This is a genomic window from Lignipirellula cremea (assembly GCF_056501455.1).
In genome coordinates this window covers 1,683,210-1,704,521 of the sequence record NZ_CM151415.1, presented here as the reverse complement: position 1 = coordinate 1,704,521, position 21,312 = coordinate 1,683,210, and the positions used below count along the sequence as shown (strand labels likewise).

The following is a 21,312-nucleotide window of genomic DNA, read 5'->3' as shown; positions in this document are numbered from 1 at the left end:
ATGACGTATCCCCCGGCGACCTCCGAACGCTCGCGCGGCACGACCTTCGACGGCGGACGCCGATCGAAGCGAGGTGGCGGTCGATCGTCAGGCCGTCGATCGACGGAGCCTTCGCGAGGCGCCGCGCCGACCTCGGAAGGCCTTCCCCTCGAACGTTCGATCGAGTGGGCGCTGATCGCCGCCTGCCTGGCGCTTCCGACGCTCTTTCTGGGCGGGCTGCATCCGCTCGGAAGGCTGCTCTATCTGGGCCTCGTCGCGACGCTGGCGCTGTACCAGACGTTCGCGCTGCCCCGCCGCGAGCGAGTTTCGACCGGGCTCGGCGCGCTCTGGCTGCTCGCGATCGGCCTGGTGGCGGTGCAGCTTCTGCCGCTTCCGCCCGCCCTGCTCGACGCCTTCGGGAAAGGCTACAGCGAACTCCTGCCTGCCTGGCGCGGCGATGCGGCGCAAGACGGCGACGCGAAGTTCGGTCGATGGACGACGCTCTCGCTCGTTCCGCGCGGCGGCGGACTCGGTCTCGGGATGCTGATCGCGCACGGGCTCTTCTTCGCCTGCGTGGCCTGCGCGCTGCGCGGACGAGCCGACCTGGAACGGACGTTGATTCTGGCTGCCTGCCTTGGCCTGGGGATGGCGGCGCTCGCTCTGGCACAGTACTTCCTGGGCAACGGTAAGTACCTCTGGCTGTACGACTATCCGACCCGCGACGCGCAGGACTCGGCCAAGATCCCGTTCACGAACGGCAATCACCTGGCCCACTACCTGGCGCTCTGCGCGGGACCGGCGATCTGGTTCCTCGTAGCCGCTGCCCGAGGATGCGCGATTCCCGGGTTCTGGAAATCACGGCCTCGATCGCGGACGGAGTTTCAGTCGGCGTCGCGTCCTGACGCGCGCCTTCTCGCGGGGGCGACCTGTCTGCTCGGCGTCGCCGCCGCGCTTCTGACGTTCTCCCGCGGAGGAGCGATCGTTTACCTGATCGCCGCGACGGTCGCCGTCGCCTGGTACGCCTGGCGGGGAGCGATTCCCGCGAAGCTGGCGATCGCCGCCGGGGCTGCGGTCGCGGCGACGATCGTTCTCGCCGTGCTGCTGGGCGGGGAGCGGCTGCTGCGCGAACTCGATGCGGACCAGCTTTCGGCGTGGGAGCGTCTCGACCCCGGATTGGTTCGCACCAGGCTTTGGCTGGCAGACCTGGAAGCGTGGAAGAGCTTTCCGCTATTCGGGACCGGGATCGGAAGCCATCGCGAGATCTATCCCGCCTTCTTCGCCTTCTGGTATCCGAAGAACTATCGCTACGCCGAAAGCGGCTACGTCCACCTGCTCGTCGAGACCGGAGCCGTCGGCGTTCTATTGGCGAGCGTCGCGATCGGAATCGTCGCGTGGCGATTGTTCTCCGCGCGACCTTCCGTCGTCGACCGGCCTTCTTCCAAGCTCGCTGCTCGCCGTAAAGGATCCGGCTCGATCGCCGGACCGGGAAGCGATCTGATCTGGGGCGCGCTCGCCGCGTCGTTCGTCGTCAGCGTCGTGCATAACGTCTTCGACTTCGCGTGGTTCGTTCCGGGCTGCTTCTCGCTGACGCTGCTTCTGGCGGCTGCGACCTGTCGCGCCGCAGCCATTTGGCAAAGCGCCGGAGCGCCCGCACGGGAAGCCGATCCGGTCGATGCGTCGCATTCACCCGATCCCTTGTTGGCCTGGCGCCCTGTGTTCGTCCTGCTCGGCGTCGGCGCGATCGGCTCGATCGCCGTCACGGCCTACCTGCCGCAGGTCCGGGGAGCGCGCGCCTGGGACGACTACATGCGCATCGCGGTCCGGTTCGAAGGCCGCGGAATGTTCGACGAGTCGCAGGAAGCCGCTTCGCCCGACGAACTCCGCCAGATGATGCAGGCGCTTCAGGTCAGGCTCCGCGAAACTCCGGACGATCACCGCGCCAGCGTCCGCCTGGCAGGGCTCTGCCTGCGACGCTTCGAGCAAGAACAGTCGGCCAGCGATAACGCCTTTTCCCTCGCCGATCTGCGCGAGACGGTCGAGCGTTCGGGCTTCTCGGATGCCGCCGCGAAGCGCGCCTGGATGGCGAAGGTCGTCGGCGACCGGCAGAAACTGCTCGACGCGGCAGCGATCTGCGCGCGACGCGCGATTCGTCGCTCGCCACTCGACGGCGAAGCCTACGTCTATCTCGCCGCCGTTGGACCGCTGACGGATCAGGATGCTCCGAACGCGGACCTGCTGATCGAGCAGGCGCTGGCGTCGCGGCCTTATGACGGCACGACGCTGCTCCAGGCGGCAGAGTTCGCCGCTCGACAGGGCGACGACGCTGCGGCGCTGGAACGCTTCCGTACGGCCTATCGGATCGTTCCGCCCACGCGTGCTCGCATCCTGAGCCTGCTGGGGCCGTCGCTTCCGCCCGACTTGCTTCTGGACCAATTGGGACTCGGCGAGAGCGTCGATGGCTGTCGCCGCCTGACGGAGTATTACGTCAGCGGGGGCCGAGCCGCCGAAGCGTCGCTCGCCGCCGACCGCTGGACCGCGGCGCTCGCGGGCGGAAGCCTCCCGGAAAACGGCAACACGCTCCGAAGCTGGACGGCGCTCGCCGACGCCTACGAAAAGCTGCACCGCGTCGATCGTGCGTCCGAGGCGTTGGAACAGGCCGTGAAGCTCGCGCCGGAAGAGTACGTGCTGCGGTGTCGACTGGCGTACGCTCTCCTCGCGATCGGACAGTACGACCGGGCGGACGAGGAACTCGCTCGCTGCCTGCAGATGCGTCCCGACGATCCGCACGTGCAGCAGAAGCGAAAGGTCTGTATCGAACGGCGCCAGGCGGCCGCCCGCGAAGCCGCAGCGGCCCGTCCGTTCGCGACGCGCTGACTCGACTCCGTGTCGAACGATCGCCGACCCTCAGTCGATCGGCAGCTTCGACGCTTCGCCTGGGGTCTCGCGCACGTACCGCGGCACGGCGTAGCCCGGTAGCCGCGCGAGCAGTTCGCGGTGAAGTTCCTTGCCCCGCTCGATCGAGACCTCGAAGTGCGAGGCTCCCGCGACCCGATCCATCTGGTGCAGGTAGTAGGGCAGCGTCCCCGCTTGGAGCAGTCGCTCGCTGAGCGCGACCAGGACATCCCCATCGTCGTTGACACCCCGCAACAGGACGCTCTGGTTCAGCACGATCGCGCCCGTCGTGCGCAGCCGCGAGAGCGCGGCCAGCGTTTCGTCGTCCAGTTCCCGCGGATGGTTCGCGTGAACGACCACGACCGGCTTCGCCCGCAGCGATCGCAGGAGCGAAAGGAGTCGGTCGGTCACGCGCTGCGGCACGACGATCGGCAGGCGGGTATGCAGACGGATCCGCTCCAGATGCGCGATCGAGTCGAGCCGGGCGAAAAAGCGTTCCAGCGTCTCGTCGACCAGCGAGAGCGGATCGCCGCCCGACAGCAGGACTTCCCGCAGCGACGAATCCGCCTCGATTCGCTGCAGCGCGGGCTCCCAGTCGGACCAGTTCCGCGGACGCTCGTCGTAGGGAAAGCTTCGCCGGAAACAGTACCGGCAATGGACGGCGCACGTCCCCGTCAGCACCAGCAGCGCCCTGCCCGCATATTTCTGCAGCATGCCGGGAGCGGGCGAGAAACGGGACTCTTCCAGCGGATCGGCGACGAAACCGGGCGCCGGGAGCAGTTCCTCCGCCGCCGGCAGAACCTGCAACAGCAGCGGATCGCGGGGATTGCCGCGCTCGATACGATTCAGATAGGGCCGCGGAACGACGACCGGGAAGTCGCCCGCCGCGCGAATCGCCGCCGGCAGATCGGCGGGATCGAGAGCCAGTTCAGCGAACAGTTCCTCCGCCGTCCGGATGGCGCCCCGCAGCAAGGACTTCCAGTCCTGGGGCAACACGGACTTCCAGTCCTGAGGCGTCAGGGAAGTCGAGTCCTGCGGCGTGACGGACGTGCCGTTCGGCGACTCCAGGAGCGCATCTCGAGCCGTCGCCGAGGCGGTCGAAACGGGCGGTCCCTCTTCCGCATTTCGCGGCATTGACGTAATCTGTTTCTTCTTCCGCGAGCGGACGATCGAGAGGACTGCCGCCGGGAGAGCGCAAACGCTCCCGCAGCGACCGATTTCATCGTACGCCGAAACGTCATTTCCGAGAATGGGCGCCTGCCGTGGCAACGTATAAGACGAGCGATTTTCGCAAGGGGATCAAGGTTCAAATCGACAACGAACCTTACCTGATGACGGAGATGAACTTCGTCAAGCCCGGCAAGGGCAACGCCATGTACAAGTGCAAGATGCGGAACCTGATCCGCGGCACGATGCTCGACCGGACCTACAAGGGCGGCGACACGCTCGAAGCGGCGGACGTCGAGGAAATCCGCGCGAACTTCCTGTACCGCCAGCAGGATTCGTTCTTCTTCATGGACAACACGACGTTCGATCAGTTCGAACTGTCGCTCGACCAGGTCGACGACTCCTGGAAGTACCTGAAGGAAGGGATGGAGTGCTCGATGGTTCTCTGGAACGGGAACCCGATCACGATGAACCCGCCCAACCACGTCGAGCTCAAGGTCATCGAGTGCGAGCCGGGCGCCAAGGGCGACACGGCGACCAGCGTCACGAAGCCGGTGAAGGTCGAATCGGGCGGCGAGATCCAGTGCCCCGCCTTCATCCAGGAAGGGAATGTCATCAAGGTCGACACCCGGACCGGCGAGTACCTGGGCCGCGTCACGAACTGATTCGCCGACGTTCGCCTCCCCCTTCGAATCGAACACTCGCGACCGCGCGGCGAATCTGCCGGGCGGTCGTTTTCGTGAATGCAACCAATCCTTGGCGAGCGGAGGGTGTCAGCCCTCCGTGGCAGAGCCGACACGCGACGTGTCGATGCCGAATGCGCTCGTCTCGACGGAACGCCGGCGACATGTCCGCGAACGACGAATGGCGACCGACCGCGACGTGGGAGACGCTGCAGGCCCGGGCGGAACTGCTCCAGCGGGTGCGACGCTTCTTCGACGATCGCGGCCTGATCGAAGTGGAGACGCCGGCGCTCTCCCGCGATACGGTAGTCGATCTCTATATCGACCCGTTCGGACTGACGGATCCGGGAAGCCCGACCGGCCCTGGAAGCAAGGGGCGCTTCTGGCTGCAGACGTCGCCCGAGTTCCACATGAAGCGCCTTCTCGCCGCCGGCGCGGGTGCGATGTATCAGATCAGCCGGGTCTTCCGCCGCGAAGAATCGGGACCCTTTCACAACCCCGAGTTCACGATGGTCGAGTGGTACGTCCCCGGCCACGGCCTGGACGAGGGGATCGACCTGCTGGCCGATTTGGCGGGAGACCTGTTCGCGTCGAACGCGGTTGACGTCGTGCGTTATCGCGACGCTTTCGCGGAGGCGACGGGTCTCGACGCCTGGGAGGATCCGATCGAGGCATTCGGCTCCTGCGCAAAGAATCGCGACGTCCTCGCGCCGGAAACTCTCGGGGACGACCGCGACGGATGGTTGAATCTGCTGTTCGCCGAGATCGTGCAGCCGAAGCTAGGCCACGAACGTCCGGTCGTGATCTCGCACTATCCGCCGTCGCAGGCTGCGCTCGCCGAGACCTTCGACGATCCTTATCCCGCGGCGGGCCGCTTCGAGCTTTTCTATCGCGGCGTCGAACTGGCGAACGGCTATCGCGAACTGCTCGACGCCGACGAATTGAGACGACGCAACGGGGCGAATAACGCGACGAGGGTCGCACGCGACGCCGAACTCTTGCCGGAGCAGAGCCGGCTGCTCGACGCGATGGACGCCGGCCTTCCCGCCTGCGCCGGCGTCGCCCTCGGCTTCGACCGCGTCGTCATGCTCGCTCTGGGAAAGACGTCGATCCAGGAGGTGATCGCCTTCCCGTGGGATCGAGCGTGATCGTTCTTGCAGGGCAGACGCCTCGCGTGCCTTTCCTCGGGCCGGCGGAACGGTGGGTCGAGACCCACCCTACTCCGAAGGCTCTTCGCCCGGCTTGGCGCCTTCCGTGTCGGTGACGAAGAACCGGCGACCGATGACGTACTCCTCGTTCGCGTACAGATGAAAGCGGTATTCGCCCGCCTTTTCGAACGAGGCGCCGTTCAGGCGGATGGGGATCTCGTAGACCAGCCGCGGATCTTCGCCCTGCAGCGGCAGATCGCCGGTGGAGAAGATCGTCTGATCGTCGGCGCCTTCGTCGTCGATCCGCAGCAGATCGACCCGCAGCGTCACCTCGCCGATCACGTCGGTCAGCGACAGGAACACGGTCAGCGTCGGATGGACGCAGGGAAAGACCGACGACCCGATGTTGTTGAACGAATTGATGACGCTGATCTTCCCCGTTTCGCTGTCGCGAATCGTGGTGTCGCAGATCATGATCGCCAGCGCCATCGGAACCGGACGGTTGTCGCCGCGGGTCATCGCGTCTCTCCCGAAGAATTCAGTTCGCCTGCGATACGATCGCTGCGTGCGACGACGTTGACCAGGATCCCTCCGGGCGCCCTCACCACGAAGTGCCGCTCGCCGAAGCTGCGATTCACGAGCGGCTCGACCAGCGGATAGTCCGCCTGCACGAACCGGGCGAGCGTCGCTTCGAGGTCGGTCACTTCGATCGTCAGCCAGGCTCCCGCGCCGGTGAATTCGGGGCGAAAGGCAGCCGGCGAAGCGAGCAGCCCCGCCAGCACGAATCCCAGTTCTGCATGAATGTCTTCGCGACGTACCTGCACGTACTCCGGCCGGTCGGTCGTGCGACGGAAGGCGAAGAACCGCTCGAAGAATTCCGCCGATCCGTGCGGGTCAGGCACGACGAATCCGGCGTGCACCCGCGTTACGTCGGAAGCGTTCGTCACGACGGGAACGACCGGTGGAAGTGGACGTGCTTCCAGGCGGCGCCCTTCTTCTCCCAGACGCGCGTCTCTTCGGCGAGCGCGGTGATCGGAGCGCCTTCCGCGTTCAGCTTCTGCGTGAGCCGGGTGTAGCTGATGACCGCGGCGTTTTCGCCCAGGAAGCGGATATGCGGCGAGCCGATCGTGTTCTGCGGCGGACTCTTCGCGGCGCCCAGGTCGAAGTAGTACTTGTGAAAGGGAAGCCCTTCGATCAGATGGCCCTTCCCTTCCGGCTCGAAGCAGGTGATCGATTCGTCGCAGAGTTCCGCGTACGCCTTCCAGTCGGCGGCGGCGATCGAGGCGAGCAGCTTCGCGGTCAGGTCGACGATCTGGCGTTCTTGCGGAGTCATCAGTCAGTAGTCGATTGGAGTGGAAGTGGTCCGTATTTCGTTCGACGTCATGCATGTGTGCCATGCCCACGTCGCGCAGCAGCGTGGGCATGCCAGGTTCGCGCGGCCCTTTGCATGCCCACCCTGCCTTCGGCGATGTGGGCATGGCACTCAGAAATGCAACAAGATCGAACCTGACAGCGAACGTTAACGGTCCAGTAGTTCAGGCCCGGACGTAATCGCAGAAGCGGTAAGCATAACGATTCTTTTCGTCCGGCGTGCGTGCCTCCTCCGCGACGAGCCGCCACTGCGACGGATCCCAGTCGGGGAAGAAGACGTCCCCCTGGAACTCTCCTTCGACGAAGGTCAGGTAGAGCCGGTCGGCCTGGGGCAGAGCGATCCGAAACAGGTCGGCCCCGCCGATGACGAAGGCCTCCTCGTCTCCGGCAGCTAGTTCCAGCGCCCGCTCCCAAGAGTTCGCGAGCAGCGCTCCTTCCGGAAGTTCGACGTCCGATCGCGACATCACGACGGACGTCCGTCCCGGCAGCGCACGGCCGAGCGAATCGAAAGTCTTGCGGCCCATAAGCAGATGATGGCCCATCGTGAGACGCTTGAACCGCTGCAGGTCCGCCGGCAGACGCCACGGCAGATCGCCGCGGTCGCCGATCAGGCCTCCCGGCCCGAGCGCGGCGATGATCGAAAGCGTGTGCGGTCGCGCGCCCGCGCGACTCGAATCAGCTTCGTTCGTCACACCGCCACCGGCGCCGAGATGTGCGGATGGGGATCGTACCCGACGAGTTCGAAGTGCTCGTACTCGAAGTCGAAAACCGACTTCACGCTCGGGTCGAGCTTCATCGTCGGCAGCGGGCGCGGTTCGCGGGCCAGTTGCTTCTGCGCCTGCTCGAAATGATTTGAATAGAGATGGACGTCGCCGAACGTATGAACGAAGTCGCCCGGCTGAAGTCCCGTCGCCTGGGCGACCATCATCGTCAGCAGCGCGTACGACGCGATGTTGAACGGCACGCCGAGGAAGTAATCGGCGCTCCGCTGATAAAGCTGGCAGGAGAGTCGACCGTCCGCCACGTAGAACTGAAACAGCACGTGGCAGGGCGGCAGCGCCATCTTCTCCACGTCCGCCGGGTTCCAGGCGGAGACGATCAGCCGACGAGAGTCGGGCGTCTTCTGAATTGCCTGGATCGTCTGCGACAACTGGTCGATGACGCGTCCGTCAGGCGCCGCCCAGGAGCGCCACTGCTTGCCGTAGACCGGGCCGAGTTCGCCGTTCTCGTCGGCCCACTCGTCCCAGATCGTCACCCCCCGCTCGCGGAGCCATGCGACGTTCGTCTCGCCCCGCAGGAACCACAGCAGCTCGACGAGGATCGAGCGGAGATGGACCTTCTTCGTCGTGACGAGCGGGAAGCCTTCGGAGAGGTCGAAGCGAAGCTGCCTGCCGAAGAGCGATCGCGTACCCGTCCCCGTGCGGTCGGTCTTCACCGTCCCGCGATCGAGGATCTCCTGCATCAGGTTGAGATAGGCACGCATACGTTTCTGCTACTTGGCTACGGAGCCGTCTCCTGGGTGGCCCGGATTGCTTGCAATCCGGGCGGCGTCAGCCGCAAGAGGAATCCGGTCGACGACGAAACGCCGGCCAGGATCGAGACGCGACGTCGAATCCTCTTGTTCGACTGCGTCGAACCCTGATTGACGAGCAATCGGGGCCGACCATTTCCTCTCGCTTCAGTCGCTCGCCAATTTATCGCGATGACGTCGGCGCGTCGATTAGTCCGGTTCTCTCGACTTTGCGAGCAACCGATCGATCCATGCTCGCAACTCTAGAGGCGGCCGTCTCCCGACCAGCGTCTCGACGCGCTGACCTCCGACGAAGCCGGCCAATGCAGGCACGTTCGTCATTCCGCATGCTCTACAGAAATCGACCAGTTCGGGGTCGTCGACGTCGACTGAACGAAATTCGACGCTTTCAGCGAACTCCTCTCGCACGGTTCGAAAGTCGGGCTCGAACAGACGATCGACGCCGTTCCAGATCGCCCAGAAGTGAAACACCGCCACACGGCGCGTTGCCAGTATCGCGGTCAACTCTCCCGCCTTCACCGGCGGAGACCCGGGCGCCCATGGGCGAGCGTCCATCATTCACCCTGCCTCCGGCTTACTCGCTACGACGATCCATCCGATGGCTCGCAAGCTGGCTGCAATCGCGGGACTCTTCAACGGCCCGTCGTAGGTCGAGGCCAGCGGAATCAGTTCTTCGAGAACGAGCCCCGCCTGCTGCGTCAGCGCGTGCAACTCACCCGCGGTGAAGCTGTGCAGGAACATGTTCGGCACGCCGCGGTAGTAGAAGTACCGATCGCCGCGCTCGAACGAGCGGTTCCATAAGGGTCGCAAGAGGTCGGTCGGCGTGCGACGCCAGCCGCCGGGGTCGTACAGGTTGAACCAGAAGTTATGGACGTGAACGACCAGGCGACCGCCCGGCCTGAGGATGCGAAACGCTTCCTTCAGCACGGCGGCCCGATGCTCGCTGCCGCGAATCATGCCGAGGGTGCTGAACAGGCAGAAGGCGACGTCGACGACGCCCTCCTTCACTGCGCCAAGGTCGACGAGATTCGCCCGCAGGCACTGCATGCCCGGCAGTTCCGCAGATTTGCGCTTCGCCACGCCGAGCATTTTCCAGGAAAGATCGATGGCCAGTCCCTGATGCCCCCGCTCGACGAACGGGATCAGCGCTCTCGCGGTGCCGCAGCCGAGATCGGCGAGCGTCGCGGGGCCGCCGGCTCGTGCGGGAGTCTTCGCGACCACGCCCTCGACCAGCCGCTGATCGAGTTGCAGGAGCGCGTGATGTTCGAAGTAGGCGTCGTAGTCCTCCGCGATCGCGTCGCGCTGGAAATAATCCCACAGCGATCGCGTCACGCCGGGCGGAAGCTGCCAGTCGGTCGGAGTTTTCGTCATGAACCGAGACCGTGCAGCAAGTCGGAGCGAGAAGCGAAGATGGGAGCAAGATTCCCCAGCGGCGGGAGCGACGCCCGACGCGGGCGGCTAGCGTCCGCCGCGAAGCCGTTCGTCGGATTGCCGGAAATAACGTCCGATCAGCGGCGTTTTCGGCCCCGTTGAAGGGCCATCCGGCGGTTTCTATAATCCGACGTTTTACTCTGCGCCCCTCCTTCGGCACAGCGTCCGAAGCCGATTTCACTCCGACTCTCCCTAAGGAGCCTCGTCTTGACCATCAAGGTCGCCATCAACGGTTTCGGTCGCATCGGTCGCCTGACGTTCCGCAATCTGCTCGAGCGATCGAGCGAGTTCGAGGTCGTCGCGATCAACGACCTGACCGACAACAAGATGCTCGCGACGCTCCTGAAGTACGACAGCATTCACGGTCGCTACAAGGGAACGGTCTCCTACGATGCGGAAAGCCTGACCGTCGACGGCAAGAAGATCGCCGCGCTGGCCGAGCGGACCCCCTCGAAGCTTCCCTGGAAGGATCTCGGCGTCGATGTCGTGATCGAATCGACGGGCGTCTTCACCGGCAAGGCCACCGACACGAAGGAAGGCTACGATTCGCATCTGAAGGCGGGCGCCCGGAAGGTGATCCTGTCCGCTCCGGCGAAGGACAAGCCGGACCTCACGGTCGTCCTCGGCGTCAACGACGATCAGCTCAAGCCGGAGATGAAGTGCATCTCCAACGCGAGCTGCACGACGAACTGCCTGGCCCCGCTGGCGAAGGTGCTGAACGACGAATTCGGCATCGAGCAGGGCCTGATGACGACGACGCACGCCTACACGAACGATCAGAACGTGCAGGATCTTCCGCACGCCGATCCGTATCGTGCCCGGGCCGCGGCGCTGAACATCATCCCGACGTCGACGGGCGCCGCAAAGGCGGTCGGCGAAGTCATCCCCGCCCTGAACGGCAAGCTGACCGGCATCTCGATGCGGGTTCCTGTCGGCACCGGCAGCGTCGTCGACCTGGTCGCGAACCTGTCGAAGGCGGTCTCGGTCAAGCAGATCAACGCGGCGGTCAAGGCCGCGGCCGACGGCCCGCTGAAGGGAATCCTGGCTTACACCGAGGACCCGATCGTTTCGTCGGACATCATCGACGACCCGCACAGCTCGATCTTCGCCGCGCCCTGGACGATGGTCCTTGCTGACGGCGGCGGCGACACGGGCAAGATGATCAAGGTCGTGAGCTGGTACGACAACGAGTGGGGCTATAGCTGCCGCACCGCCGACCTGTGCGCGATGTTCGGCAAGATGTAGCCTTCGCTCGCCTGAGCGTCGCGATCATTCAGAGAGCCCGGTCGGCATCCGATCGGGCTTTCTTCGTAGACCGGATCGAGGCGCTTTCTGACGCTACGGACGACGCTCTTCCTTCACGACGTAGGAATCGACGACGTCGCCCGTCGTTCGACGCGTCGAACGCATCGGCAGATCGTCCTCGTCGTCGTCGGCCCTGCCCGAACCGAAGTGCGAGAGCATCGTCCTCACATGAAAGCGTCCGGCGAACCAGCCGATGAGCCAGTGCTTGTACAGCCGGCGAATGGGCGGCAGCAACAGGCTGATCCCGACGGCGTCCGAGATCAGACCCGGCGTCAGGAGCATGATTCCTGCGGCGAGGATCATCGCGCCGTCCATGAGCGAGTCGGCAGGAATCCGCCCCGAACTGAGCTGCGAGCGGATCGTCTTCATGGTCCGCCAGCCCTGGCTGTGGGCGAGCAACGATCCGACGATGCCGGTCACCAGCACCATGGCGAGCGGAACCCACCACGCCGTGTAGCTGCCCAAGAGCAGCAGCAGCGTCAGTTCCACGATCGGAACGACGATGAACAGCGTCAGGATGGCGAAGAATATTCGGCGCACGCTACTTCTGTCTTCGCGGAAAGTCGGTCGTCTCAGGTCGAGTCAGCGCCGTTCGATCGGGCGCCCGCCGAAGAATTCTAGCTCCGCTGCGGACATTCGCGCAGCTTCGCCGCTCGCCGAGGAAGCGGACCCTTCCGCTCAGGAGCCGTTCGCGGGGGTCCTTTCGCGCGATTCCATCGCCAGCAGACGCCGCTTGAAGTCGAGGCCCTTCGGCGAGGAGTAGCCGCCCAGGCGGCCCTGCGCCGCGATCACGCGGTGGCAGGGGATCAGTATCGGATACCGGTTCGTCCGCATCACGTTCCCGACCGCTCTCGACGCCCTCGGCGAGCCGGCGGTCGCGGCCAGTTCGCCGTACGACCGCACTTCGCCGTACGGAATCGCCAGGCAGCCTTCGAGGACTGCCGTCGCGAACGAGGTGGACGGAATGCGCGAGAGCTTCACCGGCGGGAACTCGATCCGTTCCCCGGCGGCGTAGGCGACGAACGCGTCGGCCAGATTCGATGCCGCATCGGGCAAGCCGGCCCTCGCGATCGCCTTCCCCGTTCCCAGTTCGCTGCGAACGTTCATATCGCCGCTCGTCTGGCCCAGCGATGCCCGGGCGGCCTCGACCGGCGAATCGTATCCCACGACGATCCCCGCCAGCGCCTCGCCTTCCCAGCGGAACGCGCACCACCCGAACTCGGTTCGTACGAGGTCGACGACGGGAACGGACGCGACCGAATCGCGAGACATAGCGACGTTCAGAGGTAACGGCAGAAAACGAGGGGCTTCGCGCTCTCGATCAGGTCGAGGAACGGAGACTCAGCCGCCGCGCTGGAAGGAGATGCCGAACGCGAAGACGGCGACCGCGATGATCGCCAGGGCGATCGTCATGAGCGCGAAGGCGAAGACCGCCCGCAGCGCCTCGCGATGTGGCTGGACTTCCACGCGCGGCGGCGCCTGCTCCGGTTGCGACATCTTCGGAGGCTCGTACGGGTTCGACACGACAGCAGCCTCTTTGACGGACCCCTCGCAGAACGGCTATATTCTACGGGTTACGGCGAACGATCGAACCGCCGTACGTCGTGCGATACCCTACTGGAAGGGGGCCCGCCGCGTACGCTTTCGCAGGATGCGAAGACTGGTTCGAGGCATCGCCCCGCCGCACGCACGACAACGGAAAGGCGCCGGATTGAATCCTTTCACGTCGTACGCCGACGATTACTACGTCAACGTCAATCTCCACACGGAGATGGACCTGCCGCAGAACCGCGAGACGGTGCTCCACTTCTTCGAGCAGATTCAGAAGAAGTACCCGTCGATGCGAAACTTCTTCGCCCGCGAGAGGCAGGAGTTCGTCCTCGAAGAGGATAAGGACTCGGGCTCGTACCGCTGGTGCACGATCGAGAATCGCCGCGTCTCGTCCGGCTTCGTGAACCCGGCCAGCGTCGACGAAGCGATGCGGCAGCATCATGAGGTGATGGAGAACGTCCCCTATACGCTCTCCATCAGCCCGCTCGACTGCGAATCGCTGAACGTGACGTACGGCTTCGACTTCACGTACCGCGGCAACCAGAACGAATTGCTGACCGAGGCTCTGGGCGTCAGCCCCGCGTTCGAGAAACTGCTGGAGATCGAAGGCTCCGCCGCGCTGCTGTACGAACCGGCGTATCAGTTCGCGCTCGACGCCGAGTGCCGCACGCAATGCCGCATCAGCATGGAGACGCGGACGACCGCCTACCATGTTCGCGTCGGCGACTTTCCGGACGAGCAGCTCAGCGTCTACCTGACGATGCGCAACCTCGGCTCGCTCCGCACGGGCGAGACGTTCGTCTCGATCATGGAACGCCTCGCGCGAACGGGTCGCGAACTGGTCGAGGGCTACCTCGCCGAGCACGTGCTCGCCCCGCTGCAGCAGGCGATCTCGATGAAGTAACGCCAGCAGGCGCCGTCACGAGTTCGGTCCGCGAATCGAATTGCGGACCGAACGAAGGCCCTCCCGAACGCTGGGCTTCGGAGGTCACTCGCTGGACGCGTTGTTCCGCAAGGCGCTTTCGAGCTTCTTGACGTCCTCGGGCGACAGCGTCGGTCGATCGACCTTCAAGGTGATCTTGTCGAGCTTGCCCGTGAACGCGAAGGGCGACGCGTAGTCGGCGTCATTCACCGAGGTGCCGGTGTCGGAGCCGATGTCGAACGTCTCGTCCCATTGCAGGATGAGCGGGATCGTATGCGGCATCTTCTCGGTCGCGACCTCCTTGCCGTCGACCTTGAGCGTGCCCGTGCCGCTCCTTCCGATGCCGCTGAGGCTGTTGAAGGCGAGCGTTCCCAAGCCGAGCCCGTCGTACTCGAACGCGAATTCCAGCGTGTGCTTGCCGGGCGCCAATTGCGGACCTTCCCACCGGACTCGCTGGAGATCCACGACGTTCCAGATGAAGACAGGCTTGCTCTTCGACAGGTAGAAGCCGTAGCCGCCGAATCGACCTCCCGACGTGAGAAGCACCCCTTCGGCGCCTTCCGCGGGGATCTCCACCTCAGCGACGATCGAGTACGAACTGTTCAGAATCGAAGGCGAGTCTCCCTGCGGAATGCCGGTTATCGGTCGGGTGTAGACGAACTCCGTGCGACCTGCGGTGATGTTGGGTCGCGGAGCGACGAGCCGGGTGGCGACGGTCGCGTCGAGCGGTAGAACGTCGTACTTCTTCGCCTCCGCCAGGAAGACGGCTTTCAGCTCTTCGACCTTCTCCGGGAACTTCGCGGCGACGTCGTCAGCCTGCGTCCAGTCCTTCGTCAGGTCGTACAGTTCCCATGTCACGTTATCGAGCGGGTCCTGATTCACCGGCCCGACGATCACCCAGGGCGGCCGAACCACCTTCGTGCTCGCCATCCACCCCTCGTGGTAGATGGCATGGTCTCCCATCATTTCGAAGTACTGGGTCGTGTGCGTGGAGGGCGCGTTCGCGTTTTTTTCAGCGAAGGTATAGGCGAAGCTCGTCCCCTCGATCGGTCGCTGTTCGATGCCGTCGACCGTCGAGGGCGCCGGAACGCCGACGGCTTCCAGGATGGTCGGAACGACGTCGATCACATGATGGAACTGCGTCCGGATGCCGCCCTCGTCTTCGATGTGACCGGGCCATGAGACGCACATCCCCTGCCGGGTCCCGCCGAGATGCGAAGCGACCTGCTTCGACCAGCTGAACGGAGCGTTCAGGGCCCAGGACCACGGCACTGCCATGTGGTTGTACGTCTGGTCCGTACCCCAGACGTCATAGAAATCCTTCAACTGGACTTCGACGGGAACGTTGACGCCGTTGAACGAAGCGACTTCGTTCGGCGTGCCGAGGAGCGTCCCCTCGACGCTTCCGCCGTTATCGCCGCTGATGTAGATGATCAGGGTATCGTCGAGCTTGCCCATGTCCTCGACGGCCTGGATGACGCGTCCGATCTCGTGATCGGTGTACGCCAGATACGCGGCGTACACCTCGACCTGACGGATGAACATCTTCTGTTCGTCCTCGCTCAACGCGTCCCACCTCTTGAGCAAATCGTCCGGCCAGGGCGTGAGCTTGGCGTCCTGCGGAATGACGCCGAGCTTCTTCTGATTGGCGAAGATCGTTTCGCGGAGCGCGTTCCATCCGCCGTCGAAGAGGTGCATCTCGTGGATCTTGTCGACCCACTCCTTCGTCGGATGATGGGGCGCGTGCGTGCCGCCGGGCACGTAATAGCAGAAGAAGGGCTTGGTCGGGTCGATCTGGTTCAGGTCGCCCATCCAGTCGATCGCCTCATCCGCCTGCGCGGTCGTCAGATTCCACTCCGGATCGTCGACGTAGGGATAGATCGGCGTCGTCTGTCGAAACAGATTGGGCTGCCACTGGCTCGTGTCGCCGCCCACGAATCCATAGAAATAGTCGAAGCCCATGCCGATCGGCCACCGGTCGAACGGGCCGACCTGACTCGCCTCGAAGGTCGGTACGTTGTGATCCTTGCCGAACCACGAAGTGCCGTAGCCGTGTTCCTTGAGAACGCGTCCGACCGTCGCGCACTCGGGCCCGATGATGCTGTCATAGCCTGGAAAGCCGGTCGACTGCTCCGAGATGACGCCGAAGCCCGCCGAGTGGTGATTCCGTCCCGTGATCAGCGCCGCGCGAGTAGGCGAACAGAGTGCGGTCGAATGGAACTGCGTGTAACGCAGGCCGGAGTTCGCGATGCGGTCGAGAGCGGGCGTCGGAATGACGCCGCCGAACGTACTCGGAGCGCCGAAACCGACGTCGTCGGTCATGATCAACAGGACGTTCGGAGCCCCCTTCGGCGGCACGACCCGCGGCGGCCACCAGGCCTTGGACTGCGACGCGTTCCCTTCGATGACGCCTCCGAACTTCGGCGGAGGGGCCGGGAGCTGATCGCCCGGGATCGTCGTCGTCGCACTGGGCGAGCCCAGGGCGCCCGTGACTTGAGGCGTAAAGGCGTCGTCACCGTCGACCCCCGTCACCCCCGTCATGAAAACGAGCAAGGTCGCCATCGCGACCCTGCCGAATCCCCGCAATCCGTTCGACGTCATCGCCGCACCGCTCTGTTCAAGGGAAAGCGCCAGTCAATGCGAATCCAGAGGAACTGATTCGACCTCAACTGTCGACGTTCGTCGAGTCCACTCCGGAATCATTCGACGTCGTCGATTCCGGATTCTTCAATCGCACGAGCAGCCATTGCTCGGTCCGTTCCTTGCCGAAGTGCAGCAGCACGGGCGCCTCGTCCTTGGTGAGGTTGTAGATGCCGGTTTCGACCACGTCCTCGGTCTGATCCCCGATCGTGAAAGCGGCCCGCTGCGTCTGCTTGTCGACGGCTCCCTGCACCGTCTGCGTCGTGCCGGTCGACGAATCGCTATAGTTGCCGCGGATGACGCCCTGCTTGTTCACGGCCAACTGCAGCGTGAGGTTGTTCGACGGATCCTCGGGCTTGGTCAGGGCGAACACGCCCAGAGGGAGCCACTGGTCCTCCGGCGAAGCCTCCGCCTCGGCGCCGGTCGAAGCGACCTGGGACGCCTGGTCGTAGTACTGTTCCGAGGTTCCTTGCGCCTGATCGTCGACGTAGACGTTTCCGTCCTGGTACGTGACGTTATTTCCGTAGTCGTAGTACACGGGCTGGGCGGGATAGTAATTCATCCACGCCCCGAGCGAGTTCCAGGTCGCCGCGTTCCAGGCGGCGCCGGTCGCCCAGCCGGCGGCGTACCACGCGCCGGGGTGATCGGTATACCAGCCGCCGCCGTACATGCCCCAGCGATCGAAGTTCGTTCGGACGCCCGCCGCGCACGTATAGCGACCTGCCGGAGTGACGCGAGCGTATCCGCCCGCGACGCCTGCAGGACCGGCAGCGATGCCGCGTGCCGCCGCTCCGCCGTAAGGGCCGCGCACCGCTTCGCCTGCTGCGGCGCGACCGTCCGGTCCGACGCCTGCCGCCTGGAAGCCTCCCGCTCCGTACGCTCCTTCGAATCCGCGCGCTCCGGCGACTCCGCCATCCGCGCCGACGCCTGCCGCGCGAAAGCCCGACGCTCCGTTCGCTCCTTCGAATCCGCGTGCCCCGGCGACGCCTCCGTCCGCGCCGACGGCTCGCGCGCCGCCGACCGTGTTATCGTTCGGACCTGTCGCGGTGGCTCCGCCGATCGCATTGCCGCGAGGGCCTTCGGCGGCTCCATAGCTGTAGTCGACGTTGCCGTATCGGCCCGTCCCTTCGCCGCTGACCGAGTGCATGCCTTCGTCAGAGGGAAGCCCGAGGAAGTTTCCGAGCTGAGCGTTGTTCGGCGCCGCGTTCCGCGCGTTGAAGCCGCCTTCGCCGCCGCGACCGGCCGCATACTCTCCGGCAGCCCCGAATCCGCTTCGGTCGAAGTTACCCGCGCCCGCTCCGCCGCCGTTGAAACCTCCAGCGTTGCGCGCCCCCGCAGCGTTGAGGTTGCCAGAGTTGAATCCGCCGGCGTTGAAACCTCCGGCGCTGCGTGCTCCGGCGGCGTCGAGGTTGCCGGCGTTGAAACCTCCGGCGTTGAATCCGCCCGCGTTAAACCCGCCGGCATTGAATCCGCCGCTGCCGGTCATGCTTGGACCGCGCATGCTTCCGCCGGAGAAGCCGCCCCCGGAGAACCCGCCTCCGGAAAAACCGCCTCCCGAGAAGCCGCCGCCGCCGGTCATGCTGGGACCGCGCATGCTCCCCCCGGAGAAGCCGCCGCCGGTCATGCTGGGGCCGCGCATGCTCCCGCCGGAGAATCCGCCCCCGGAGAATCCGCCTCCGGAAAAACCGCCTCCCGAGAAGCCGCCGCCGCCGCGCATTCCGCCTCCTCCTCCGCCGCCGCGGGCGCCGCCGAATCCGCGCCCCCAGCATTCCGCGGGAGCGATCGCAGCGGTCAGAAGCAAAAGCAGCGCGGTCACCAGCGTTCGTCGAAGCATGAGTCTTGTCCGGTCGTTGAAGTGGGGAGCGAAAACAGGCGAGGGCAGAGGTCAGTCGTCCTTGCTGCTTCGCTTCATCACGATCTCCTCGGAGTCGGGCAGGGGCGCTCCCGCGACCGAGCGTTCCGTCGACTGCCAGGCGTAGGCGTCGTCGTCGAGCTTCGTCAATCGGTTGATCGCCCGCGTCGTAGCGCCGTCGCCGGTCGTGCCGATCAGCTCCGCGACCCAGCCGCCTTCGACGGGCGACCAGACGCCGACGGCATGACCGCCGTCGGAGCTGAAGTTCCACGACTGCACATGGCCCGCTTGGGGATTCCATCCGATGATCTGCACGCCGGCGGTCGTCGTGCCGTCGGGCCGCGTCAGGGCGTACTTACGCTCGACGAAACTCTTGTTGGCGACCCAGCGGCAGACCGACGTCATCGAGGCGCCCCGCTCCTCGGCAGACCATTCGCCGATCAGCCAGTCGAGATCCGTGACGTTCGCGTGAGCCGACGCCACCTCCACCCGCGTGTCCCTCACGAGGGACATGAGCCACTTGCCGTCCGACTTGACGTGAATGGCGACGTACTTCCCGAATGCGGGCGAAGCGCCGTCCGGCGTATCCACGAACGCGCGTCCGTCCTCGATCGCGGCGCTGTCGCTCAGCAGGCGAACCGAATCGACGAACAGTCGCAGTCGAGCGCCGGGAGCCGCCTCGAAGAAGGCGGCATATTCCTTCTCGATCGCCTCGCGACCCTCGAAGGTCTGACCCGCTTCGTCTACGTAAGCGCCGTCTGTCGTCCACGCCGCAGCGACGGCCTTCGCATCCGCCGCGTTGAACGCGTCTACGAAGGCGAGCGAAGCGGAACGGATCGCCGCGACGTCCGCTTCGGACGCGCTGTCGACCGCTGCGGGAACTGCAGGAGTTGCAGGAGCGGCGGCGACCTCCGGCGATTCGACCGGTTGAAGCGAATCAACCGGAATCTCCGCGGGCAGATGCGGCGCAGTCTGTGCGAAAGAGACGCCGGCAGACCCCGCGAGGATCAAGACGGCGAAAGAATACGACGCGAAACGGAACCCCATCTCATACGCTCCCAGCTTGTGCGTGAAACGCGCAGCCGTGCGCAGGACGATTCGTCCGTCATGGAATCCGCGGCGGACTGACCCGCAACCCCTTCGATGATCGGGTTTACGCTTCGATCCGCCCCCCAAAAAGCGTACCACGGAAAACGAGGCGAGCCACAGACTTTCGCCCGGCCGACCGTCAATCTTCGCTCTTCATTTTGCGTCCCCGTGGGACGTTACGCCGGCGGAGTCGCGTCGGACGGCCTCCTCCAGCGTCATGTGGGGACGGACTTCGCTGCCGCGGGTCTGCGTCAGCGGGTCGCCCAGTTCGGAACGGATCTCGTCCGCGTACTTCTGAAGCTTCGCGACGACGTCGGGATGTTCGGCCTGCACGTCGCGCGATTCGTTCGGATCGTCGGCCAGATTGAACAGCGCCAGTTCGGTCTTCCGCTGGGCGTAGCCTGCGGGCATGCCGTCGCGGCCTGGCTCGCCGACGAGGCTGCGGAACTCGTGGGGAAAGACGAGCTTCCAGTCTCCGCTGCGGACCGCACAGAGCGGCGCTCCGTAATAGAAGGCGTAGAATTCGTGCGGCGAGGGAGGGCACTTTTCCGCCGTCATCAGTTCCGAGATGTCCAGGCCGTCGATCTTGCGCTCCGGCAGTTCGGCGCCGATCAGTTCCGTCAGCGTCGGCAGCACGTCGATCGTCGCCGCGAGCGAATCGCACGTCGTCCCCGCCGGAATCTTCCCCGGCCACCGCATCACGCAGGGGACGCGGACGCCCCCCTCGAAGGCCGTCCCCTTCCCTTCGCGCAGGCCGCCGTCGTCGCCGGCGTGATTGCCGTAAGACTCCCACGGGCCGTTATCGGAGGTGAAGATCACCAGCGTCCGGTCGTCGATGTCGTGCTTCGCCAGCGCGGTGAGCACCTGCCCGACCGAGTCGTCGATTTCCGCAATCACGTCGCCGTACAGGCCCGACGGCTGCGACCCCTCGAAGGCCTCCGACGCGAACAGCGGCACGTGCGGCATCGAGTGCGCGAGGTAGAGAAAGAAGGGCCGCTCGTGATTGCGATCGATGAAATCGACCGCCCGCTCGGCGTAACGCTTCGTCAGCGTCTGCTGATCCTCCGCCGTGACGTCGTCGTCGACGATCTGGTCGCCTTCGATCAGCGGGAGCGGCGGGAACTTAATCTTCTCGGGATGATAGGGCCACATGTCGTTGGAATAGGGCAGGCCGAAGTATTCGTCGAAGCCCTGCTTCGTCGGCAGGAACGGCGGCAGATGCCCGAGATGCCACTTGCCGACCATCGCCGTCGCGTAGCCCCGCGACTTGAAGATCTCCGGCAGGAGCGTCTCGTCGGGCGACAACCCCGTCGTCGCGTTCGGCCCCGGCGCTCCGAGCCAACTGACGCGGTTGGAATAGCAGCCTGTCAGAAGGGACGCTCGCGACGCTCCGCAGACGGCCTGCGAGACATAGAAATGCGTGAACTTCCGCCCCTCGGCCGCCATCCGATCGAGATGCGGCGTCGCGTGCCCTTTCGCGCCGAACGGTCCGATATCGGCGTACCCCAGGTCGTCGCAGAAGATCAGCACGACGTTGGGAGGAGAGTCGACCGCCTCCTGCGCTCGCAGACCTTCGACCTTCGACAGGCAGGGCGAGAGCAGCGCGAGCGCGAAAACCAGATGCGGCGCCGAGCGGAACGACATGGAAATTCCCAGCTTCGAGTAGGAACGAGAGGGCGTTCCCAGTGTAACCCGAGGACCATGCAACCCGTGCTGCTTCAGCGTTCGCGGGACTCCCGCCGTCCTTGCGA

At 65.2% G+C, this 21,312-nt stretch carries 20 protein-coding genes; 5 read left to right on the top strand and 15 right to left on the bottom strand.

Going from position 1 to position 21,312, the window contains the following annotated elements; all coding sequences use genetic code 11:
- Entirely contained in the window at positions 1-2,853 is a 2,853-nt protein-coding gene (locus SH602x_RS06640) for an O-antigen ligase family protein (protein WP_479476038.1), read from the top strand.
- Positions 2,854-2,883: 30 nt separating this feature from the next.
- On the opposite strand, the gene epmB is transcribed toward SH602x_RS06640, so the two are convergent.
- Positions 2,884-4,005 (bottom strand): EF-P beta-lysylation protein EpmB, encoded by a 1,122-nt coding sequence (gene epmB / locus SH602x_RS06635; protein WP_479476037.1) that lies wholly within the window; start codon positions 4,003-4,005, stop codon positions 2,884-2,886.
- 128 nt (positions 4,006-4,133) lie between these two features.
- Here epmB and efp point away from each other — a divergent pair, with 128 nt between their 5' ends.
- Both efp and epmA read left to right on the top strand, forming a co-directional pair.
- Complete coding sequence (gene efp / locus SH602x_RS06630; RefSeq protein WP_479469427.1) at positions 4,134-4,703, top strand: elongation factor P; 570 nt, start codon at positions 4,134-4,136, stop codon at positions 4,701-4,703.
- Positions 4,704-4,885: 182 nt separating this feature from the next.
- A complete protein-coding gene (gene epmA, locus SH602x_RS06625) occupies positions 4,886-5,869 on the top strand; it encodes an EF-P lysine aminoacylase EpmA (protein ID WP_479476036.1) in 984 nt (327 codons plus the stop codon).
- A gap of 69 nt (positions 5,870-5,938) precedes the next feature.
- Here epmA and SH602x_RS06620 read toward each other — a convergent pair whose 3' ends face one another.
- The 7 genes from SH602x_RS06620 to SH602x_RS06590 form a co-directional block, all read right to left on the bottom strand.
- Positions 5,939-6,388, bottom strand: a complete 450-nt coding sequence (locus SH602x_RS06620) for a DUF6941 family protein (protein ID WP_479476035.1) — start codon at positions 6,386-6,388, stop codon at positions 5,939-5,941.
- Complete coding sequence (locus SH602x_RS06615) at positions 6,385-6,816, bottom strand: VOC family protein (protein WP_479476034.1); 432 nt, start codon at positions 6,814-6,816, stop codon at positions 6,385-6,387. The genes SH602x_RS06620 and SH602x_RS06615 overlap by 4 nt, the downstream gene beginning before the upstream one ends.
- On the bottom strand, positions 6,813-7,202 hold the full coding sequence (locus SH602x_RS06610) for a DUF4440 domain-containing protein (protein WP_479476033.1): 390 nt from the start codon (positions 7,200-7,202) through the stop codon (positions 6,813-6,815). The genes SH602x_RS06615 and SH602x_RS06610 overlap by 4 nt, the downstream gene beginning before the upstream one ends.
- A gap of 202 nt (positions 7,203-7,404) precedes the next feature.
- Entirely contained in the window at positions 7,405-7,932 is a 528-nt protein-coding gene (locus SH602x_RS06605; RefSeq protein ID WP_479476032.1) for a dihydrofolate reductase, read from the bottom strand.
- The gene (locus tag SH602x_RS06600; RefSeq protein WP_479476031.1) at positions 7,929-8,723 is read right to left on the bottom strand and encodes a thymidylate synthase; all 795 of its coding nucleotides are present in this window, start codon (positions 8,721-8,723) and stop codon (positions 7,929-7,931) included. The genes SH602x_RS06605 and SH602x_RS06600 overlap by 4 nt, the downstream gene beginning before the upstream one ends.
- Before the next feature lie 237 nt (positions 8,724-8,960).
- Entirely contained in the window at positions 8,961-9,290 is a 330-nt protein-coding gene (locus tag SH602x_RS06595) for a thioredoxin family protein (RefSeq protein ID WP_479476030.1), read from the bottom strand.
- A gap of 39 nt (positions 9,291-9,329) precedes the next feature.
- Positions 9,330-10,142 (bottom strand): class I SAM-dependent methyltransferase, encoded by an 813-nt coding sequence (locus tag SH602x_RS06590; RefSeq protein ID WP_479476029.1) that lies wholly within the window; start codon positions 10,140-10,142, stop codon positions 9,330-9,332.
- A 267-nt stretch (positions 10,143-10,409) separates the two neighbouring features.
- On the opposite strand from SH602x_RS06590, the gene gap reads away from it, so the two are divergent.
- The gene (gene gap, locus SH602x_RS06585; protein ID WP_479469419.1) at positions 10,410-11,447 is read left to right on the top strand and encodes a type I glyceraldehyde-3-phosphate dehydrogenase; all 1,038 of its coding nucleotides are present in this window, start codon (positions 10,410-10,412) and stop codon (positions 11,445-11,447) included.
- A 93-nt stretch (positions 11,448-11,540) separates the two neighbouring features.
- Here gap and SH602x_RS06580 read toward each other — a convergent pair whose 3' ends face one another.
- From SH602x_RS06580 to SH602x_RS06570, 3 genes are all read right to left on the bottom strand, one after another.
- Complete coding sequence (locus SH602x_RS06580; protein ID WP_479476028.1) at positions 11,541-12,047, bottom strand: FxsA family protein; 507 nt, start codon at positions 12,045-12,047, stop codon at positions 11,541-11,543.
- Between the two features lie 138 nt (positions 12,048-12,185).
- A complete protein-coding gene (locus tag SH602x_RS06575; protein WP_479476027.1) occupies positions 12,186-12,779 on the bottom strand; it encodes a methylated-DNA--[protein]-cysteine S-methyltransferase in 594 nt (197 codons plus the stop codon).
- A gap of 69 nt (positions 12,780-12,848) precedes the next feature.
- On the bottom strand, positions 12,849-13,004 hold the full coding sequence (locus SH602x_RS06570) for a hypothetical protein (protein ID WP_479476026.1): 156 nt from the start codon (positions 13,002-13,004) through the stop codon (positions 12,849-12,851).
- Between the two features lie 214 nt (positions 13,005-13,218).
- Here SH602x_RS06570 and SH602x_RS06565 point away from each other — a divergent pair, with 214 nt between their 5' ends.
- On the top strand, positions 13,219-13,962 hold the full coding sequence (locus tag SH602x_RS06565; RefSeq protein WP_479469415.1) for a hypothetical protein: 744 nt from the start codon (positions 13,219-13,221) through the stop codon (positions 13,960-13,962).
- An 84-nt stretch (positions 13,963-14,046) separates the two neighbouring features.
- On the opposite strand, the gene SH602x_RS06560 is transcribed toward SH602x_RS06565, so the two are convergent.
- The 4 genes from SH602x_RS06560 to SH602x_RS06545 all read right to left on the bottom strand — a co-directional run bounded on the left by SH602x_RS06560 (position 14,047) and on the right by SH602x_RS06545 (position 21,205).
- Positions 14,047-16,542 carry an arylsulfatase gene (locus SH602x_RS06560; RefSeq protein WP_479476025.1) on the bottom strand — a complete coding sequence of 832 codons (2,496 nt, stop codon included), beginning with the start codon at positions 16,540-16,542 and terminating at the stop codon, positions 14,047-14,049.
- 103 nt (positions 16,543-16,645) lie between these two features.
- Positions 16,646-18,454: a protocadherin gene (locus SH602x_RS06555; RefSeq protein WP_479476024.1), complete on the bottom strand. Its 1,809-nt coding sequence runs from the start codon at positions 18,452-18,454 to the stop codon at positions 16,646-16,648.
- A 51-nt stretch (positions 18,455-18,505) separates the two neighbouring features.
- The gene (locus tag SH602x_RS06550) at positions 18,506-19,519 is read right to left on the bottom strand and encodes a YybH family protein (RefSeq protein ID WP_479476023.1); all 1,014 of its coding nucleotides are present in this window, start codon (positions 19,517-19,519) and stop codon (positions 18,506-18,508) included.
- 195 nt (positions 19,520-19,714) lie between these two features.
- Entirely contained in the window at positions 19,715-21,205 is a 1,491-nt protein-coding gene (locus SH602x_RS06545; RefSeq protein ID WP_479476022.1) for a sulfatase family protein, read from the bottom strand.
- Positions 21,206-21,312: the final 107 nt, after the last annotated feature.

Excerpts from the sequence above, each read along its gene's own strand:
- SH602x_RS06640 (WP_479476038.1), top strand. The coding sequence starts at position 1 with ATGACGTATCCCCCGGCGACCTCCGAACGCTCGCGCGGCACGACCTTC.
- epmB (WP_479476037.1), bottom strand. The coding sequence starts at position 4,005 with ATGCCGCGAAATGCGGAAGAGGGACCGCCCGTTTCGACCGCCTCGGCG.
- epmA (WP_479476036.1), top strand. The coding sequence starts at position 4,886 with ATGTCCGCGAACGACGAATGGCGACCGACCGCGACGTGGGAGACGCTG.
- SH602x_RS06620 (WP_479476035.1), bottom strand. The coding sequence starts at position 6,388 with ATGACCCGCGGCGACAACCGTCCGGTTCCGATGGCGCTGGCGATCATG.
- SH602x_RS06610 (WP_479476033.1), bottom strand. The coding sequence starts at position 7,202 with ATGACTCCGCAAGAACGCCAGATCGTCGACCTGACCGCGAAGCTGCTC.
- SH602x_RS06600 (WP_479476031.1), bottom strand. The coding sequence starts at position 8,723 with ATGCGTGCCTATCTCAACCTGATGCAGGAGATCCTCGATCGCGGGACG.
- SH602x_RS06590 (WP_479476029.1), bottom strand. The coding sequence starts at position 10,142 with ATGACGAAAACTCCGACCGACTGGCAGCTTCCGCCCGGCGTGACGCGA.
- SH602x_RS06575 (WP_479476027.1), bottom strand. The coding sequence starts at position 12,779 with ATGTCTCGCGATTCGGTCGCGTCCGTTCCCGTCGTCGACCTCGTACGA.
- SH602x_RS06570 (WP_479476026.1), bottom strand. The coding sequence starts at position 13,004 with ATGTCGCAACCGGAGCAGGCGCCGCCGCGCGTGGAAGTCCAGCCACAT.
- SH602x_RS06560 (WP_479476025.1), bottom strand. The coding sequence starts at position 16,542 with ATGGCGACCTTGCTCGTTTTCATGACGGGGGTGACGGGGGTCGACGGT.
- SH602x_RS06555 (WP_479476024.1), bottom strand. The coding sequence starts at position 18,454 with ATGCTTCGACGAACGCTGGTGACCGCGCTGCTTTTGCTTCTGACCGCT.
- SH602x_RS06550 (WP_479476023.1), bottom strand. The coding sequence starts at position 19,519 with ATGGGGTTCCGTTTCGCGTCGTATTCTTTCGCCGTCTTGATCCTCGCG.
- SH602x_RS06545 (WP_479476022.1), bottom strand. The coding sequence starts at position 21,205 with ATGTCGTTCCGCTCGGCGCCGCATCTGGTTTTCGCGCTCGCGCTGCTC.